Annotated in this window: 19 protein-coding genes and 1 tRNA gene; 6 read left to right on the top strand and 14 right to left on the bottom strand. The window is 47.8% G+C overall.

Going from position 1 to position 18974, the window contains the following annotated elements; translation table 11 throughout:
- Positions 1–63 precede the first annotated feature (63 nt).
- The 5 genes from NFHSH190041_RS08560 to dnaQ form a co-directional block, all read right to left on the bottom strand.
- Positions 64–1413: an APC family permease gene (locus NFHSH190041_RS08560; protein ID WP_261924807.1), complete on the bottom strand. Its 1350-nt coding sequence runs from the start codon at positions 1411–1413 to the stop codon at positions 64–66.
- Positions 1413–1544 (bottom strand): hypothetical protein, encoded by a 132-nt coding sequence (locus NFHSH190041_RS08555; protein ID WP_261924806.1) that lies wholly within the window; start codon positions 1542–1544, stop codon positions 1413–1415. Before NFHSH190041_RS08555 ends, NFHSH190041_RS08560 begins: the two co-directional genes overlap by 1 nt.
- Before the next feature lie 828 nt (positions 1545–2372).
- Positions 2373–2449: transfer RNA gene (locus NFHSH190041_RS08550), tRNA-Asp, on the bottom strand.
- Between the two features lie 132 nt (positions 2450–2581).
- Positions 2582–3949, bottom strand: a complete 1368-nt coding sequence (locus NFHSH190041_RS08545) for a TIGR03503 family protein (RefSeq protein WP_261924805.1) — start codon at positions 3947–3949, stop codon at positions 2582–2584.
- Between the two features lie 9 nt (positions 3950–3958).
- Positions 3959–4690 (bottom strand): DNA polymerase III subunit epsilon, encoded by a 732-nt coding sequence (dnaQ, locus tag NFHSH190041_RS08540; protein WP_261924804.1) that lies wholly within the window; start codon positions 4688–4690, stop codon positions 3959–3961.
- A 71-nt stretch (positions 4691–4761) separates the two neighbouring features.
- Between dnaQ and rnhA the strand changes: the two genes are divergently transcribed.
- Positions 4762–5235 (top strand): ribonuclease HI, encoded by a 474-nt coding sequence (gene rnhA, locus NFHSH190041_RS08535; RefSeq protein WP_261924803.1) that lies wholly within the window; start codon positions 4762–4764, stop codon positions 5233–5235.
- A 414-nt stretch (positions 5236–5649) separates the two neighbouring features.
- On the opposite strand, the gene NFHSH190041_RS19735 is transcribed toward rnhA, so the two are convergent.
- Complete coding sequence (locus NFHSH190041_RS19735; RefSeq protein WP_410010857.1) at positions 5650–5883, bottom strand: hypothetical protein; 234 nt, start codon at positions 5881–5883, stop codon at positions 5650–5652.
- A 386-nt stretch (positions 5884–6269) separates the two neighbouring features.
- Here NFHSH190041_RS19735 and NFHSH190041_RS08525 point away from each other — a divergent pair, with 386 nt between their 5' ends.
- From NFHSH190041_RS08525 to NFHSH190041_RS08510, 4 genes are read left to right on the top strand one after another with little or no spacing between them, the layout of a single operon-like run.
- The gene (locus NFHSH190041_RS08525; protein ID WP_261924802.1) at positions 6270–7115 is read left to right on the top strand and encodes a phosphate ABC transporter substrate-binding protein; all 846 of its coding nucleotides are present in this window, start codon (positions 6270–6272) and stop codon (positions 7113–7115) included.
- A gap of 12 nt (positions 7116–7127) precedes the next feature.
- On the top strand, positions 7128–8027 hold the full coding sequence (locus NFHSH190041_RS08520; RefSeq protein WP_261924801.1) for a PstC family ABC transporter permease: 900 nt from the start codon (positions 7128–7130) through the stop codon (positions 8025–8027).
- Positions 8024–8890 carry a PstA family ABC transporter permease gene (locus NFHSH190041_RS08515; RefSeq protein ID WP_261924800.1) on the top strand — a complete coding sequence of 289 codons (867 nt, stop codon included), beginning with the start codon at positions 8024–8026 and terminating at the stop codon, positions 8888–8890. Before NFHSH190041_RS08520 ends, NFHSH190041_RS08515 begins: the two co-directional genes overlap by 4 nt.
- Positions 8887–9588: a phosphate ABC transporter ATP-binding protein gene (locus NFHSH190041_RS08510; protein ID WP_261924799.1), complete on the top strand. Its 702-nt coding sequence runs from the start codon at positions 8887–8889 to the stop codon at positions 9586–9588. The genes NFHSH190041_RS08515 and NFHSH190041_RS08510 overlap by 4 nt, the downstream gene beginning before the upstream one ends.
- A 346-nt stretch (positions 9589–9934) precedes the next feature.
- On the opposite strand, the gene NFHSH190041_RS08505 is transcribed toward NFHSH190041_RS08510, so the two are convergent.
- From NFHSH190041_RS08505 to aroA, 8 genes are all read right to left on the bottom strand, one after another.
- A complete protein-coding gene (locus NFHSH190041_RS08505) occupies positions 9935–10477 on the bottom strand; it encodes a DUF2058 domain-containing protein (protein WP_261924798.1) in 543 nt (180 codons plus the stop codon).
- A 372-nt stretch (positions 10478–10849) separates the two neighbouring features.
- Positions 10850–11548, bottom strand: coding sequence for an orotidine-5'-phosphate decarboxylase (gene pyrF / locus NFHSH190041_RS08500; protein WP_261924797.1), 699 nt, complete (start codon positions 11546–11548; stop codon positions 10850–10852).
- A gap of 23 nt (positions 11549–11571) precedes the next feature.
- Positions 11572–12732 (bottom strand): lipopolysaccharide assembly protein LapB, encoded by a 1161-nt coding sequence (gene lapB / locus NFHSH190041_RS08495; RefSeq protein ID WP_261924796.1) that lies wholly within the window; start codon positions 12730–12732, stop codon positions 11572–11574.
- A 1-nt stretch (position 12733) separates the two neighbouring features.
- The gene (locus NFHSH190041_RS08490; RefSeq protein WP_261924795.1) at positions 12734–13027 is read right to left on the bottom strand and encodes a LapA family protein; all 294 of its coding nucleotides are present in this window, start codon (positions 13025–13027) and stop codon (positions 12734–12736) included.
- A 122-nt stretch (positions 13028–13149) separates the two neighbouring features.
- A complete protein-coding gene (gene ihfB, locus NFHSH190041_RS08485; RefSeq protein WP_261924794.1) occupies positions 13150–13437 on the bottom strand; it encodes an integration host factor subunit beta in 288 nt (95 codons plus the stop codon).
- Positions 13438–13516: 79 nt separating this feature from the next.
- Positions 13517–15184 (bottom strand): 30S ribosomal protein S1, encoded by a 1668-nt coding sequence (gene rpsA, locus NFHSH190041_RS08480; protein WP_261924793.1) that lies wholly within the window; start codon positions 15182–15184, stop codon positions 13517–13519.
- A 100-nt stretch (positions 15185–15284) separates the two neighbouring features.
- Positions 15285–15980 carry a (d)CMP kinase gene (gene cmk, locus NFHSH190041_RS08475; protein ID WP_261924792.1) on the bottom strand — a complete coding sequence of 232 codons (696 nt, stop codon included), beginning with the start codon at positions 15978–15980 and terminating at the stop codon, positions 15285–15287.
- 136 nt (positions 15981–16116) lie between these two features.
- The gene (gene aroA, locus NFHSH190041_RS08470; protein WP_261924791.1) at positions 16117–17406 is read right to left on the bottom strand and encodes a 3-phosphoshikimate 1-carboxyvinyltransferase; all 1290 of its coding nucleotides are present in this window, start codon (positions 17404–17406) and stop codon (positions 16117–16119) included.
- A gap of 374 nt (positions 17407–17780) precedes the next feature.
- On the opposite strand from aroA, the gene NFHSH190041_RS08465 reads away from it, so the two are divergent.
- A complete protein-coding gene (locus NFHSH190041_RS08465) occupies positions 17781–18971 on the top strand; it encodes an amino acid aminotransferase (RefSeq protein ID WP_261924790.1) in 1191 nt (396 codons plus the stop codon).
- Positions 18972–18974 lie beyond the last annotated feature (3 nt).

The raw sequence follows: 18974 nt of genomic DNA, 5'->3' as shown, positions 1-18974 counted from the left end.
CGACAAATCACAGACATAAAAAATCCGGCGCTAGGCCGGATTTTTTATCATTAAGATCCAAGATTAAGAAGCAATCACTGTTTCTTCTTTATTACCGAATGAAGTCTTAAAGACGGTCTTACGCAGTAGTAAATACAAGCCACCCAGCGCCATCCAAATCAGACCCAATTCAAAAGACGATGGCTCCAGATTAATCCATAGCACCCCGATACAAGCAGCACCACACATTGGCAGGATCAAATACACTAGGTGATCCTTCAGTGTCTTATGATGTCCTAATTTCAGGTAGAAATGTGCAATCACAGCCAAGTTGACGAAAGTAAAGGCCACCAGCGCACCAAAGTTAATCAGTGCCAATGCCATCTCCAAATCAAAGAAAATCGCCGACAATGCCAACAGGCCAATCAGCAGCACATTCAGTGCTGGCGTCTGCCACTTAGGATGTACATAGGAGAAAAAGCGCTTTGGCAGAGCCTTATCCCGTCCCATCACATACAACAAACGTGATACCCCTGCATGGGATGCCAGACCTGACGCTAATACCGCCACAGTAGTACATACCAGTACAACAGCTTGGAAGAATTTACCTCCCACATACAGGGCTATTTCCGGTAGTACCGCATCAGGATGCTGGAACCGTGATGCATCAGGGAAATACAGCTGCAGGAAATAAGATACGGTGATAAACAAAATACCACCGATTAATGCTGTCAGCACAATGGCGCGAGGGATCACTCGCTGGGCGTCCTTGGTTTCTTCGCTCAGCGTACTGATGGCATCAAAACCAAGGAACGACAGACATAAAATCGAAGCCCCGGTAAATAGTGCCCCCATATGCATATGCTCGGAGAACAACGGCCGGCTGCTAGCGACGGTCCCCAGACCTTCACCATGGTATACGCCCCATGCGATCAGCGCGATAAACACTAGGATAATACTGAACTGAATACCCACAATCAGGCCATTAAAGTTCGCGACCAGATTAATGCCTTTCAAATTCAGCACCGTCATCACCACAGCAAGGCCAAGGATATAAGTCCATGGTGCCAGCTCCGGGAACATGGCACTTAAATAAATTTTTGCCAGCAACAGGTTAATCATCGGCATAAACATATAGTCGAGCAGCGATGTCCAGCCGACCATAAAACCGATATAGGGATGAAAAACCTTCTGCGCATAGGTATATGCCGAACCGGCTACCGGAAACTTACGGACTAAATGACCATAGCTGAATGCCGTAAATAGCATCCCCAGCAGGGCAAACAAATAGGCCGTGGGAACATGTCCATCAGTAATGTCCGTGACAATGCCGAACGTATCAAATACCGCCATGGGCGTAAGATATGCCAGACCCATTACCACCACTTGCCATAATTTCAGGCTACGTTTCAAACCAACAGGTTGCGCAGACATTAAGCGATCTCCTGTAGTAACGCCGGAGATACCATGGCAATAGGGAAAATTGGGTGAACACCCTGTGAACAAATTACGCCTAGCTGGCGCACGCCGGATAGAGCCGGCACTAAAGCACGAACATGCTTCATTGTGTTCCTCATTAAACTGGTTGTCATGAGATTGCTGCCAATCTCGCTATCATTTCCGGGGGTAATCCGGCCTCTTGTTTTGGTGAAAGTTTTGCCGCAAAACCTTTCTATTCATTGCAGCGGCGGCGAATTGTGCACCCACACTATCCCCTTGACAAGTAATAAAAAACGTAAAATCCAAAAAATTTTTTACGCCCCCTATTTAACAGATAAATCTTGTTTAAATTCATACAGATAGATTTTATGCGCAAATGAGCAAAAAATGCCTAACAAGCCAAAAACATACCCTATCAATCTGATAGTTTTGCCATTGCCATAACAAGGCTCTAAGGCTATTAACTTTTAATGATTAAATTTCGTTCAAGACAAAACTGTTTTGAGCGCGATGAGCAGTTTGTGGTTTCGTCATGCTAAGCAAGAATTGCGCAACAACGTATAAAGCCCTTTTAGTTAAACCTTTAGGCGGCATTTGCGGCACCTTGCTCCACGTTATCGGCTTATCAGATAGCGCAACGACATATCAAAGCCTCTGCTTTGTATAAAGCCCCCCCAAATTACCGCAAAAATAAACTTGAAAGGTCAGCAGGTCTTAGAAAATATGGTTAAAGGAGTAAATAGCAATAGGTGTGATTTTCACAGTATCAATCGCTCGGCCAGCGCACTTGGCTAAAATCAAAAGCTCAGATCGTGAGCGACAAATAAAACCATGCGTTAAATTCGCCTAAATAATATAGATAGGTAAGTGGATAGGTAATAAAGTAAAAGAAAAGTGCGGACAGGAGATACAAAAAAAGCCAGCATAAGCTGACTTTTAAAGTGATATCTCATTGGCGGAGCGGACGGGACTCGAACCCGCGACCCCCGGCGTGACAGGCCGGTATTCTAACCAACTGAACTACCGCTCCGTTGAGATGGGCGCATAATACTGTCAGCCATTTATGTGGTCAAGTGCTTTATGACAAAAAATGATTACCTGCGCAATTAATCAACAAAATCAGACCTAAATGGCACATAGCCCTCACCCTTTCGCAGATAAGTTAACTTTTAGCTTCTTGCGCGCTTGCATCATCCGGCTCATTTAAATCAATCTCATCCAAAGCCGCTGTATCGCCTTCATCTGTTGGCTCATCAGCCGTTGGCCCTTCCGTCAGCAAGGCATCGACATCCTCATTATTTTCTGCCTGCTGTTTCGCCTTTTGCCGCCAGCGCCAGAAAAACATGCCGCCGATACCCAGCAAGAACAAAGTCACATTCGCAACAATAATATTGGTGATAATCCCTTTACGACGGGCCTGTTCCCGTAGGGCTTCTTGTCTGGCCTGCTCTGCGGCAAGGATACGAGGATCAGGCGGTGGTGGTGGTGGCTCGACACGCTGGAAAAACTGCTCCGGCATATCTAATAGAATTTCCCGACCAGAGACCGTCGTGGACACAATTAGCCCGGTTAAACGGTAACCACCATATTCTGTCATTTCCGGCAAAATATATTCATTACTGCCACTGGTCAGCTCCTTAATCTGTATCGGCGCCCCTAAACTGCCCGGCCCAAACATCTCAATATCCAATATGGTATCCGCCGGGGTGATCTTACTGCCGTCTACATCAATCAATAGTTTCCACCGGCCAATTTCATGGTTATCCGGCTCAATCAGGCTGATCTGGATAGGAGATGCTGATAACGTGAGGGGTAATGTCAGTTCTCGAGTAAAAATTTTATTACTGGCAGTAACGGTAAAAGTGTAAGGCCCTAACTTATGACGAAAATTCAATGTTGCCGTAAAAATACCGTCATCGGGCCGTTCATCCTGCATTTGGCCATTATCGGCAAATTTACCCACCGGCAGCACGGCTGACACGGAAATTTCATCTTCAGCGGTAATGACTGGCTCTAATTTAGCCCGCCATTTGACCATAAAATTCAGTCCCGGCATCCGCACCAATTGGCCTTCATCCTCGAACCCAGCCGTTACTTTTAAGCGTTCACCCTGATACAAAGGCTGAGGCAATGCCGCCATTTGTAACTGCAACTTTGAGACTTTCTGGACCTTAGAACCAGGTGCAACTGTGCCAATCAGTTGATAAGGGCCGGGAGTCGGCTTGACGATGGTGATCATATCCCCCGGCATGCCATCTTCCCATTTCACATTGTCAGGGTAGCGGTCGGAATACCATTTACTGCCATCCGGGGTAATCACAATCACAGGCGCTGAGCCATACTCCCGCGCGATCAGCAAGGTAACTTGCTCGGTAAAATGGTCAATACGGAAACGGTTTTGCAGTATCTCTGCCCGGTCGGCAGTCATAGAAGGGGTGGTGCTGTGCCCAACAGCACCCAATTGCAGCGGTATCAGCAGCATCATTATCAGAAGTAAATAAAATCTGCCGGCCTGATGCTGTGGGCTCATACTGATAACTTATCCTCGCCAGAGACATTTCCCGGATTTGGCAACCAAATCCAACCGCTGTTCATGTGTAGAAAGTTCATCGGCTGAAGCGGTAATAACTTTAAGGGCAGGACGATCCGCAGGCAAACGGATAATACCGCCTGCCTCCTGACCCCCTTGGGCACCAAGACTCAAATTAAATTTGGTCTGCCCCCCGGTCATAATTAAATACACATCCGCTAAGATCTCGGCATCGAGCAATGCGCCGTGCAGCTCTCGTCGGGAGTTATCGATGTGATAACGCTTACATAACGCATCCAGATTATTTTTCTGACCTGGATGCAAAAACTTAGCAATCGCTAAGGAGTCAAGCAGCTGACAGATATCTGCCAGTTTAGGCCCTTTAGGCTGTAGCCGTGACAACTCATAATCAAGGAAGCTAACGTCAAACGATGCGTTGTGTGCGACAATTTCTGCGCCGTCGACAAACTCTAAAAAACTTTGGGCTATCTGATGGAATCTGGGCTTATCGGCCACATATTCATTGGTGATGCCGTGTACTTGGATGGCTTCTTCATCAATCAGTTGGTCTGGATTGATGTACTCATGGTAATGCCGGCCTGTCAGCTTACGGTTGATAACTTCAACACAGCCAATTTCAATGATCCTATGTCCCTGATAGACCGGGCCTGCACCCTGATTCATACCCGTGGTTTCGGTATCTAGAATAATCTGCCGGCTGGCACTGGAAATGATGTTCATAATAACTTGCAGCCTCTGCCCAAGGATTTGGTTATACTCGTGGTCAATCAAAAGCTAATAGTAGCAAGCGGATGACCGAACTGAAACACATCTCTATTTTTACTGATGGCTCCTGCCTAGGTAATCCCGGCCCTGGCGGCTATGGCGTGGTGATGAAATACAAGTCCCATGTCAAAGAACTATCCGGCGGGTTTGCCCTGACCACAAATAACCGTATGGAGTTGCTGGCACCAATCCTAGCGTTGGAAGCCTTAAAAGAGCCTTGTCGGGTGACGCTCACTTCGGACAGCCAATATATGCGGCAAGGCATTACCCAATGGATACATGGCTGGAAAGCAAAAGGCTGGAAAACCGCCAGTAAAACGCCGGTGAAAAACGTCGATTTATGGCAACGATTGGATAAAGCCAGAGAAATGCACCAAATGGATTGGCAATGGGTTAAAGGCCATGCCGGTCATCCCGAAAATGAGCGTTGTGATGAATTAGCCAGAACTGCGGCAGAAGCTCACCCAGAAGCAGAAGACACAGGGTATCAGCCTAATTAGATAATGCGGCTTTAAATCCTCAAATAGATACAAAATTAATCAAGCTACGTTTTCTGGTATTTATTTTGTAATCTCAAAACTTACTACAGTGCGCAGTAACAACGCTGATTTGGAATAATGCTGAGCTAACGTAACACTTATCAGGCATCACACTGGTCTAGCGTCACTGAATGGAACCTCAGACTGCACTCTTACATGTGTACTAAAATGAGCCAATATTGAATAAATAGCGCTTAAATAAACCAGCTTTAAATACACCATACAGAAATAAACTGTAAGTAACATAACGGCTTTCAAACGGACAGGCATCATCACCTTGTCCGTTTTTTATGCTGAGCACAGCTTGCCATATTGATATAGTGCACTTTTTTATTTTCAACCACACTCCCCTAACCTGTGAATCTGTAATTTAAGCTATTTAGCGGGTAGCTCCACGTTAGGACGATTATGCGGTTGCTGATAGTCAATATCCGGCCCGATTGGCACTATCTGGGTAGGATTGATCATGGGGTGGCTAACATAGTAATGGGTTTTGATATGGTCAAAAGCCACTCTCGCCGCTTGGACCGGCACGACCATCTTGGGTGATAAAATGGCGCAATTTTGCCGCCTCACGTTGGAAGTGGCTATGATTTTTGCCGGTTTCATACCAAGTCTCATGCCATTTACCATCAACCAATAACCCTATCGCGTTTTCTCCTTATATCCTTATTGCCCTACTTCCCTCTGTACTGCCGTTTTACTATTCGTTATGGATTATTTTGTGTCGGAAATTGACCTGTTTCCATAATAAAAACTAACAGCACGCTGACAATCGCCTGCTGTAACACGCCGCCCTGATGCAAAAACTCACCGATCCCAAGACCGGCGGACTATTCACGATAGTACTCTTACAACAAACACCGCAGAAAAAGCATTAAATGTGAACATCATCAATCAGTTATGTAACGAACACTGGATATAATACTCAGTTAGTTGGCTTTTTTTATTCTGCTTATCGCCTCACAACAACACCCTATAACAAAGGAAATACCATGCTGTCCCCTACTTTTTTGCGCAACTTACTGTGCTCAATGTTATTTATCCCGGCCGCATTATTGAGTATCTCTGCATCGGCCACGGATACTGACCGCTTTGCCCATCTACATGGACAATTGAATATCGCCGGAGGCACTGCGCATATTCCGGTGATGAAACAAGCGGCTAGAGCCATTATGACAGCTAACCCAGACATTCGAATTACTATTGCTGGAGGCGGCTCTGGCGTTGGTGCCCAGCAAGCAGCAAAGGGATTGGCAGAGATCGGCAATACCGGCCGAGCATTGAAGCCTGCCGAAGCGGCGCAGGGGTTGGTGAGTTTTCCATTTGCCATTGATGGTGTCGCGGTGATCCTTAATCCGACAAACCCAGTAAAAGCACTGAGCAGCCAACAGGTAGCGGATATTTATGCCGGGAAAATCACTAACTGGCAAACACTGGGCGGGGCAGATAAAACAATCAATCTCTTTACACGGGATGAGGCCAGTGGCACCCGGGCAGTATTTGTGAAAAAGCTGCTACACAATGGCAGTGTGGTGACAAAAGCCAATGTGGTTCCCTCCAATGGTGCAATGAAAACAGCGGTGGCGCGGGATCCGGCAGCTATCGGCTATAGCAGTGTGGGATATATTGACAATACCGTCGTCGCGCCGACACTTGACGGTATTCACCCCAGTAATGAAGCTTGTGCCAATGGGCACTACCCTGTGGTCCGTAAACTCTATATGAATACCAAAGGTGAGCCACAGGGGCTAACTCGCGCTTTTATCGACTTTATCTACAGTCCACAAGGCGCTGGGTATATCCGCAGCAGTGGCTATATTCCCCTCGCTCAGCAATAAATCGGCATTAATGTGATTGCTGATAAACGGCCCCCCCTTAACAGAGGCAATGTAACCGGTTCAGACAGGCTTGCCGCCCTGCTGCCTTGGCTCGCTGGCGGCGTATTTGGCACTATTGTCGCCGTATTTCTGCTACTCGGTTATTTCGCCCTGCCAGTGCTATTTGATGGCAATATCACGCTTTTTAGCCCTATTTGGCGACCCGAACAGGGCCAATACGGCATTATGGCAATGGTTATGGCCTCCGTTATGCTGGCCATCCTTGCCAGTTTGATTGCGCTGCCGCTGGCTGTGGGGATCTGTGGTTTATGCCTCTTTCCCCAATACCGCCGCATCGCAGCCTTACTTCGGGCGCTAATGCGGTTAATGGCCGGGGTTCCCACCGTGGTATACGGTATCGCTGCCGTATTTTTATTAGTGCCATGGTTACGCGATACTTTGCATTACGGCAGCGGTTTTTGTCTGCTCGCTGCCATCCTGATGGTGGTGATCCTTATCTTGCCGGTGATGATCATGTTACTCGATAGCCACTGCCGTGTATTGATGCAGCAGCTCTATCCAACAGCCTCTGCGCTAGGAATGACCTCAAGTCAGATTATTTTGCACCTGATCCTGCCCAGCAGTCGACCTGTGTTGGCTGCCAGTACTCTACTGGGGCTAAGCCGAGCAATTGGCGATACCTTGCTGCCTCTGATGTTGGCAGGTAATGCCCCACAGCTGAGTGCCAATCTATTGGACAGTATGCGGACGCTCACAGCACATATTGCCCTGGTACTGGCCACCGACAGCCATAGCGCCGAATATAACTCACTATTTGCGGCCGGTTTATTGTTATTAAGTGTCAGTACTGTCACTACAATTCTGATCCGAACCATTACCACAAGGTCAGGTGCCAGGAGCCCGCAATCGTGATAAGTTCCCGGCTATTCCATCTCTGGTGCCTGTTTAGCGCGTTATTACTGCTCAGTGTTGTAGGCCTACTGCTTGGCTTTATTGTGGTTAAAGGCTATCCAGCCATGGGGGTCACACTCTATTTTGGCCAAACAGCGCCACTTGATGGCTTATTGGGTTTAGCGCCAATCTGGGACGGGATCTGGCCTGCTTGTGTCGGTACACTCAGTGTTGTCAGTCTGGCATTATTGCTGGCGCTATTTCCCGGTATCGGCTGTGGGATCTGGCTGGCTCAAAGCGCCCCTTCCAGATGCCGCGAATTGTTAACGCTAGCTGTCGATATTCTTGCCGGATTTCCCTCAATATTAATGGGGCTGTTCGGATTTACCCTGATCCTGCTGCTGCGCCAATATCTCCTCCCCAATGCCAACACCAGCCTGTTGTTATCTGCCACCTGCCTTGCATTGCTGATCTTGCCTTATCTGGCAGTAACCACTCGCACCGCACTACTGGCACTGCCCCCATCACTGATGATCACCGCACAAGCATTAGGGATGAGCCGTAGTCAAACATTAGGTTATGTCCTACTGCCTCAAGCTATACGGGGTATCAGCGGGGGTATTATGCTGGCTTTTGGCCGCGCGGCAGAAGACACTGCAGTGATTATGCTGACCGGAGCCGTCGCCAACGCGGGGTTACCTGGCGGGTTATTTGAGCGCTATGAAGCGTTGCCATTCACTATTTTTTATTACAGTGCCCAATATCAAAGCGAAGATGAGCTGCAATTGGCATTTGGCGCGGCTCTGACACTGCTATTTATCACCGCCGGGCTCTTTAGTCTTGCCAGTGCCCTGCTACACCGCACAACAGGAAACACACTATGATTGCTGGCGAAATAGGCCAAATTTCACACCTACATCTAAGCTACCACGGGGAAGCTGCATTAACGGACATCAATCTCAGTTTGCAACGCCATCAAATCCATGTGTTAAGTGGCAGCTCTGGCTCAGGCAAAACCAGTCTGTTGCGCTGTCTTAACCGACTCAATGATTGTTACCCTTATTGCCAAACCCGGGGAGATATTCAGCTAACATTGGCCGGGGAAAATGTGGCGGTCAATCAGCTCAGTCATCATCAGCTAGCCTATCTGAGACAAAAAGTCGGGATGGTATTTCAACATCCACAGCTACTACCTGGCAGTATCGCTGATAATATTATGCTGCCGTTAAAAGTGGTGGCGGGTATGGGTAAAGCCCAAGCGCTAATACAGCTACAATCGGCCTTAGAGCAAGCTGCACTGTGGCAGGAAGTGTGCCAGCGGCTGGATAAACCGGCTCAAATGCTTTCTGGTGGGCAGCAACAGCGCTTATGCCTGGCTCGGGCGTTAGCACTATCCCCCGAAATTTTGCTACTGGATGAACCAACTGCGTCACTTGATCCTGACACCACAGCGATCATTGAAGATTTACTCCTGTCCCTGCGCCGCCGCTATACCATAGTGATGGTGTCCCACAGTGTGGCGCAAAGTAAAAAACTGGCCGATCTGCATTTTCATTTTGAACAAGGCCGATTAGTCGATTAATACGCGCTAACCATCACGCCGTCATACTCAGTGCATTTTATCGTTTAGCGGAAATTTCATAGGCTTGAGACAAAACCATTAGCAGCTTTGCATTAGGAATGCTTAACCCTTTCAAGCTTATTTTAAAGCGACTTAGGGGGGCTTTACTTTATATAAAGATTAAGCAAGACAGTAGTTACCATGTCCTTGCGCTATCTGATAAGCCGATAATGCAATAGACAGTACCTGTGAAAAGCACAGGTTCAAATACAACAAGCGCGATAAAAAACAAAAAGTGCCTGATAAATATCAGGCACTTTCGTCATATGCAATCACAGCAATAAATGCTGAGCGATATAGTCTCTGATTACCACATCAAATCATCAGGGATAACATAATCTGCATACGGATCATCTTCTTCCACTGCCGGCGCGTTATCTTCCTGAGACCAGAGATAACCACACCATTGTGGCACCAGCAGATTCACCCGCTCAGCAAGCTTATGGGGTACCAGGTAACTACTATCATCTAAACGAACAATACCCAACTGCCCCTTAAGGAGTTGCTGTTGTAAGCGATCATTCAGGTATACAGAGAAGATTTTATTCTCCAGTGTGTAGTTAAACTTCACATCAGCGTCAGTTGGCAGGCTCACGGCCAGCTTTTTCACTTCGGTGATCAGCGAGCGCACCTGACCTTTCTCTTGCGCCTGAGCAAAACGCTCTTCATTTAGCGCCTTATCTTTTTCTGCTTGGGCTTTTTTCTGCTCAGCAATCTGCTGTATAAAATCGCTGCTACCGTCATCAACATTGGCTTTACGGTTGCGACGTTTTTGGGTTTTAACATCCCGTACTTTCTGCTTACTGGTTAAACCCGCTTTGAGCAACTGCTCCTGTAATGCATTAGCCATGCTTTTCCCTACCTTTTCTCCCCGACCCATGCCGGCGGCGGTGTTATCACTATTTTAGGTAATCATCCGATGACAATCACCCTCAGTCGTCATTTAACGACCCATTATCTATAGCTGGCATAATAAGAAGTCTTGCCCAGTGCATCAAGGGAGAAACGTTAACATCGCAATCCTGTGGCTGCGTGTGCACAATATTACAGCGCTCCGCTCTGATCACAGTCTAGGTTGCTATCTCTCCGGCAAAACTATGCCGCTATCTAAAAAGATAAAGCTATCGTAGCGATAACTTAGTGCTCATAAACCAAGATATTATACTCTTGCCCCTGATAGCAAAAAGGAGCGCTGAGCGCCCCTTTTATTTACAACATAATCTCACGACAATAGTGACTGATGAATCGCCTGCAAGGCTGCTAATGGATCGGCCGCTTGAGTGATTGGCCGACCAATAACCAGATAGTCTGAGCCTGCCTCGATAGCCATTGCTGGCGTCATCACCCGGTGCTGATCACCCTGTTCACTGCCTAGCGGACGGATCCCCGGGGTAACCAAGTTAAAATCTCGGCCAAATTCAGCTTTCAGCATCTGAGCTTCACGCGCTGAACACACCACACCATCCAAACCCGCTTGTTGAGTTAATGCGGCGAGACGTTTCACCTGCTGCTCTGCGGTCGCCTCAATGCCAATCAGTCGCAATTCTTCATCACTCATGGATGTCAGTACAGTCACAGCGATCAATATTGGCGCATTTTCCCCATACGGCAATAATGCCTTACGAGCAGCCTGCATCATGGCCAGGCCACCAGATGCATGCACATTGGTCATCCACACCCCAAGCTCAGCAGCTGCAGCTACTGCTTTCGCAACCGTATTAGGGATATCATGAAATTTTAAGTCCAAAAACAGATCAAATCCCCGGGCATGAATTTCCCGAACCAACTGAGGACCAAACAGGGTAAACATCTCTTTACCCACTTTGAGTCGACACATGGTCGGATCAAGCTTATCAATTAGATTCAAAGCCGCATTCCGGCTGTCAAAATCCAGGGCTACAACTATGAGTTTATCTGTCATTACTTCTCCAGGGTATCGAATTATTATTCTCCGTCTAAGCCCCGAATCCGCTTGATACTGCCCCAGTTTTTACATGATGGACAGTGCCAGTAAAGCGCATGGGACGGAAAACCACACTCATTACAGCGAAAGGCGGGACGATATTTAATCTGCTGTTCAACCAAATGCTCCAGCATAGACAGACTCTTTTTTGCCTGACCATCTTCAGCCTGTGCGATATGTAACTGCATCAGGTGCTGGAATCCCTTCATGGTTGGATGTCGGTACAACGCATCAAGCACCATGGTTTCAGCCTGCTGCTGCTCCCCTTGTTGCTCTAGACGCTCAGCCAGTGCATTAATCACTGAGGCCCCGGCCCCTTTTTCAATGGCGCGACTTAAATAGCTTTGGTAGCCTGCTTCATCTGGTAATGTCAGGTATGCCTGACGCGCTGTGGCTAATGCATCTGGCACCAATTGAATATCAGCATCCAGTAGCGCACTGAGTTGTTTCAAACACTGACGTAATTCGCCGGTTAACAGGTAAATTTGTGCCAAGGTCAACAATGCTCGGCCACAGAGAGGGTCTTGCTTAAGTGCTTGGAGTAATAATTTAATCTTATCGCTATTCTCTGTCGCTTCATCAGCAAGCTGGCAGTAAAAATGAGCGCTCACAGGCTTCAGGGTCTGTTGCCGTTTACGGCTGATTTTGCGGATAATATCCAGTGCTTTTTGCCACTCTTTGGTCACTTGGTAAATATCGATCAGCAGGGTTTCGGCTTCTTCACTGTGATCATCTTGGCGGACTAGGGTGACAAAAATCTCTTCCGCGCGATCATAAAAGCCGGCGGCAAGATAATCTTTTCCTAATTCCATCATCGCCATATCCCGCTGCTCATCAGGCAGACTTGGCCGGGCGATTAAATTCTGATGGATACGGATGGCGCGGTCGACTTCACCACGTTTACGAAATAATGACCCCAGAGATAAGTGAGTGTCTATGGTTTCATCATCGACATCCAACAAACTGATAAACAGATCCACTGCTTTATCAGATTCATTGGACAGTAAGAAATTCAGACCGGTGAAATAATCCCGGCTCATTTTTTTGCGTTGGTTGGACTGGTTCTGTCTGACACTGCGACGTCCCATATACCAGCCATAGCCTGCCGCTATCGGTAACAACAGAAAAAGCAGTTCAAGCATATCAGGCGTTAACTTCCGGTTGTGGTGCTGACTGCTGTTTTAACTGTCCCTGCAATTGCTCCAACTGACGAGTCTTACGCCGCAGTTGTATCCGCATCCGGGTTAAATGATAAAACGCCATCAGCCAACTGATGATAAAGCCGGCCAAAAATACGATGGCCAAAACCACAGGCAAACGGAACTCACCTTGGGCAATGAAATAACTGATGGTCACCATCTGATCATTACGGGCACCGAATAACAATGCCAGAAAAAAGAGAGCTGCCACCACTAAGGTTGCAATAAACGACTTCACGTTATGCTCCATAAACGCGATTCAATAAGCTGATTATCCAAGAATTCCTACTGACTGACCAGTATTGGCTGCATTCAGATACAAAAAAGCCTCCTTTCGGAGGCTTTTTAACCATTAATTCTTTAATGGTTTAGCATATCAACGCGTTCGCGAAGTTCCTTGCCAGGCTTAAAGTGCGGAACGTACTTGCCGTCCAGCTCAACAGAGGAGCCTGTTTTCGGGTTACGACCCGTGCGAGGCGCACGATAGTGCAGGGAGAAGCTACCAAAGCCACGTATCTCAATACGGTCTCCAGTTTCAAGGGTTGTTGCCATTTGCTCCAACATTTCCTTGATAGCGCTTTCCACCTCTTTCGCCGACAGTTGCGACTGCCTGGTGGCGAGTTTTTCGATCAGTTCGGATTTTGTCATCCTACTTATCCCCTATTATCAAGCCAATAACAGTCGCCTAAACAGGTGCATGTTGCCATGCTCCTATACTACAAGGCGATTACTTGCGAGCTGCTTTGAATGCTTCAGCCATAGCGTTACTGATCACAGCGTCTTCTTGCTTGTTCAGGTTAGCCATTACTTCTTTCTCTTCAGCTTCGTCTTTCGCACGGATAGACAGGCTGATGGTGCGGTTCTTACGATCCACGCCCATGAACTTAGCTTCAACGCTTTCACCTACTGCGAATACAGTAGATGCATCTTCAACGCGGTCACGGCTGATGTCAGCTACACGGATGTAACCTTCAACAGTGTCAGCCAGTTCAACGGTAACACCTTTAGCATCAACAGCAGAAACAGTACCTACAACAATAGCACCTTTCTTCTTGTCAGCCAGGTATGCGCTGAATGGATCGTCTTCAGTCTGCTTAACGCCCAGGCTGATACGCTCACGCTCAGGATCTACAGACAGAACAACTGCACTGATTTCGTCGCCTTTCTTGTACTCAGATACAGCTTCTTCGCCGGTACCGTTCCAAGAGATGTCAGACAGGTGAACCAGACCGTCGATGCCGCCGTCCAGACCGATGAAGATACCGAAGTCAGTGATAGACTTGATCTTACCGGAAACTTTGTCGCCTTTAGCGTAACGAGTAGCGAAATCATCCCATGGGTTGGTCTTACATTGCTTCAGACCCAGAGAAATACGACGACGCTCTTCATCGATGTCCAGAACCAGAACTTCTACTTCGTCACCCAGGTTAACAACCTTAGATGGGTGGATGTTCTTGTTGGTCCAATCCATTTCAGAAACGTGTACCAGACCTTCAACGCCTTCTTCGATTTCAACGAAGCAACCGTAGTCAGTCAGGTTAGTTACGCGGCCAGTCAGACGAGTGTTTTCTGGGTAGCGCTTGCTGATTTCCAGCCATGGGTCTTCACCCAGTTGCTTCAGACCCAGAGATACACGAGTACGCTCACGATCGTACTTCAATACTTTAACAGTGATTTCATCACCAACGTTTACGATCTCAGATGGGTGCTTAACACGCTTCCAAGCCATATCGGTGATGTGCAGCAGACCGTCAACACCGCCCAGATCTACGAATGCACCGTAGTCGGTCAGGTTCTTAACGATACCCTTAACTGCTTGACCTTCTTGCAGGTTTTCCAGCAGAGCATCACGCTCAGCGCTGCTTTCAGATTCAATAACAGCACGACGTGAAACAACAACGTTGTTGCGCTTCTGGTCCAGCTTGATAACTTTGAATTCCAGTTCTTTGTTTTCCAGGTGAGCAGTGTCACGTACTGGACGAACGTCAACCAGAGAACCTGGCAGGAATGCGCGGATACCATTCAGCTCAACAGTGAAACCGCCTTTAACTTTACCGTTGATAACACCGATAACAGTTTCAGCGTCTTCGTAAGCTTTTTCCAGAACGATCCAAGCTTCGTGGCGCTTAGCTTTTTCGCGAGACAGTTGAGTCTCACCGAAACCGTCTTCAACGCTGTCCAGAGCTACGTCAACTTCGTCGCCTACAGCGATTTCCAGTTCACCTTGAGCGTTTTTGAATTGGTCAGCTGGGATTGGGCTCTCAGATTTCAGACCGGCGTCAACCAGTACTACACCGTTTTCGATAGCTACTACAGTACCGCGAACGATAGAACCTGGACGGAATTCCAGTTGTTGAAGGGATTGTTCAAACAGATCAGCAAAAGATTCAGTCATGTTAATTAACTTATTTAATTAAACCACGCGTCGTTCCTGAACGTGGAGTCAGTCAACTTATCCGCATCATCCTTGATACAGATACCTATCGCACCCGCCCTTACAGGCCAGTGTCGGATAATTTGTCAATGATGTACTTAATCGCTTGATCAAGCACTTGTTCAATGCCGATGCCGGTTGTGTCGATCACTTTGGCATCACTTGCCGGTACCAATGGCGCTACTGCCCGGTTCATATCCCGGTCATCTCGCTCTTTGATCTCGGCTAAAAGGCGCTCGATATTAACATCGAAGCCCTTGTCCTGCAACTGATTATAACGCCGTTGCGCTCTTTCTTCGGCACTGGCCGTTAAAAACAGTTTGGCCGGCGCTTCAGGGAACACCACGGTACCCATATCACGACCATCGGCAATCAATCCGGGCGCGGCGCGAAATGCACGCTGACGGCGCAGCAAGGCTTCACGCACCCGGGGAAATGCAGCGATCTTAGAGGCTGCATTTGAGCATTCTTGGGTTCGGATAGCAGAAGAGACATCTTCCCCTTCCAATACCACTTTAACACCATCACGTCCTGCTTCTGTGGTGAACTGCACATCAAGGTGCGCCGCCAACAGGGTGATAGCTTCTTCATTGTCCAACGCCACATTGTGGTGAATCGCCGCCAAGGCTAACACCCGATAAATTGCGCCGCTGTCCAGTAATTGCCAGCCAAAACGCTGAGCCAGTAATTGGCTGATGGTGCCTTTACCGGCGCCACTTGGGCCATCAATCGTGACTACTGGAGCCAGTTCTGACATAAATTCCTCCGCAAAAAATAACTCCCGTCCGTGATATCACCGGATTGAGCGCGCGGCATTATATAACAAGAAACCGGAAAGATCCGTGGATTTTTCCGGTCTGGACGATAAATATCCGATTTTGCTGATAATTACATCAGCGACTTTTCTCCGCCAATTGCGTAAATGCCGCAAAATATCCGGGGAAAGTTTTTGAGGTACAATCGGGATCATTGATGGTCACACCGCAATCGGCTAATGCCAGCAGTGAAAAACACATCGCCATGCGGTGATCATTGTAAGTATCGATATCGGCGTGATGCGGTATCTGTGGTGGCACAATGCGAATATAATCCTGACCTTCCTCAACCTGAGCCCCGACTTTGCGCAATTCAGTGGCCATGGCGGCTAAGCGATCAGTCTCTTTGATGCGCCAGTTATAAATATTGCGTAAACAGGTTTCTCCTTTAGCAAATAACGCAACGACTGCCAATGTCATGGCGGCATCCGGAATATGGTTCATATCCATATCAATGCCGGATAACGCACCGGGTGACACAGTTATCGCATCATCTTGCCAATCAATTTTTGCCCCCATTTGCGCTAAGGCATCAGCAAAACGGATATCTCCTTGAATTGATTGCCGTCCGACCCCGGTTACGGTGACCTGTCCGCCAGCAATTGCCCCTGCAGCCAAAAAGTACGATGCCGATGAGGCATCCCCTTCAACTAAAAATTGTCCTGGAGAGCGGTAATGCTGCCCAGCAGCAATCTCAAAGAGGCGGTAATTATCATGGGTTACGGTAACGCCAAAACGCGCCATCATCTGCAGCGTCAATTCAATATAAGGTTTAGACACCAGCTCGCCATCAATGTGGATCGTCACAGCGCCTTGGGCTAATGGTGCCACCATCAGTAATGCCGTTAAATATTGACTGGATAAACTGCCTGCAATTGAGACATCGCCACCCTGCAGACCTGTAGCATTGACCTTAACCGGTGGGAAACCAGCTTGCTTAAGATAATCAATTTGCGCGCCTAGTTGATGTAAAGCATCGACCAGATCACCAATGGGGCGCTGCTCCATTCGCGGTTCACCGGTCAGAGTAAACTCCCCCTGCCCCAATGTCAGTGCTGCACATAACGGCCGCATCGCCGTACCAGCATTGCCAAGAAACAGACTAAGGGGCTGCATACTACACAATGGACCACCGAGCCCGGTGACAGTACAGATAGATTTATCCGCTGACAGTTGATAGTTCACTCCGAGCTGTTTCAGGGCATCAAGCATATGCCTGATATCATCTGAGTCCAATAAGTTAGTCAGCCTTGTGGTGCCACTGGCCATCGCCGCCAACAACAGTGCCCGGTTAGAAATACTTTTAGAGCCGGGAATATTGACCGTACCATTAACATGTTCAATATGGTTAAGAGTTAACTGCTTCATTAAAAAGCCTATCCTCAGTCAAAAAATCATCGCAGCCATCTGTACTGACACTTTTCACTGACGAGTGCAACTGACAAAGATGGACACAGAGTTATATTTATTTGCGCCCTACGTTACTGAACATCACGCGGGATACAAGCTTTTTTTCAGTCTAAGCACTGACTTGCCACCTTTATTGACACGCTCTGTTTCCATCCCCATACCATCATACCTGAGCCCAATTGCTTATTAAGCGCAAAGTGGCAATCAGACATAACAGCAATACAAACATGAGATCGCTCTACCCGGCCGGTAATTTTTTGCCGCAACAGAAGATTTACCGTTAAGCTGTCTGACAGTATGTGGCCGCAAAAATAATAAAGGTAAACAGCACCATGTTTGAAATCCTGACCCGACTACCCACGGACCCCATTCTGGGCCTACTGAACCAATACCGAGATGACACCAACCCCGCGAAAGTGGATTTAGGCGTAGGCGTCTATAAGGATGAAACCGGACATACCCCAATCCTATCTTGCGTCAAGCAAGCCGAGCAGCAACGATTAACAGAAGAAACGTCCAAGGTTTATATCGGCCCGGCCGGCGCGATGCCATTTAATAAATTGATGACTGAGCTCGCATTTGGCCATAATCATCCCGCATTACTGGCCGATAGGATCAGAACTGTCTCCACTCCGGGGGGAACCGGGGCACTCAAAGTTGCAGCCGATTTTATTCAGCGCTGTCAGCCTGGCGCTGTTATCTGGGTCAGCGATCCGACTTGGGCCAACCACAGCGGCTTATTTAAAACAGCTGGCCTCACGGTCAAAACCTACCCTTATTACGACTATGACAACCAGTGCATCAAGTTTGATGCCATGTGCCAAACGCTGGCGCAGGCGACAGAGAAGGATGTAATTTTACTGCATGCTTGCTGTCATAACCCCTGTGGCGCGGATTTATCCCCAACGCAATGGGACAAATTAGCCACGCTTATTAGTCAAACCGGCAGTCTGCCATTGATTGATATGGCCTATCAGGGATTTGGCCATGGTGTTGATGAAGATGCCTATGGAGTCAGGGTGATGGCAGCCAGCGTCAACAATATGCTGCTGTGCAGTTCCTGCTCAAAAAATTTCGGGCTTTATCGTGAACGTATTGGGGCTTGCAGCCTAGTGGCCAGTGATCCACAACAAGCTGACACGGCATTATCCGTTATGCTGTATGCCATCCGCTGTAATTATTCAATGCCACCGGCCCATGGTGCCGCTATTGTTGCCACGATTCTTGCCAACGCTGAACTGAAAAATCTGTGGCTAGAGGAATTAGCCCTGATGCGTGAGCGGATAAACCACAACCGTACTATGTTGGTTACGCATTTACATGAGCAAAAGGTTGCCAAGGATTTTAGTTTTATTGCTAAAGAAAAAGGCATGTTTAGCTTTTTGGGGATTAACGAGCAACAAGTGCAACAGTTAAAACAGCAATATGGCATCTATATGGTTGACTCCAGCCGGATCAGTATCGCGGGGATCAGCCATCAGAATGTGGATTATCTGGCACGTGCTATTGCTGCCATATTGTAGCCT

The organism is Shewanella sp. NFH-SH190041 (assembly GCF_024363255.1).
GTDB lineage: Bacteria > Pseudomonadota > Gammaproteobacteria > Enterobacterales > Shewanellaceae > Shewanella.
The sequence above is the reverse complement of the archived record's forward strand: the minus strand, read 5'-3'. Positions and strand labels throughout refer to the sequence as shown.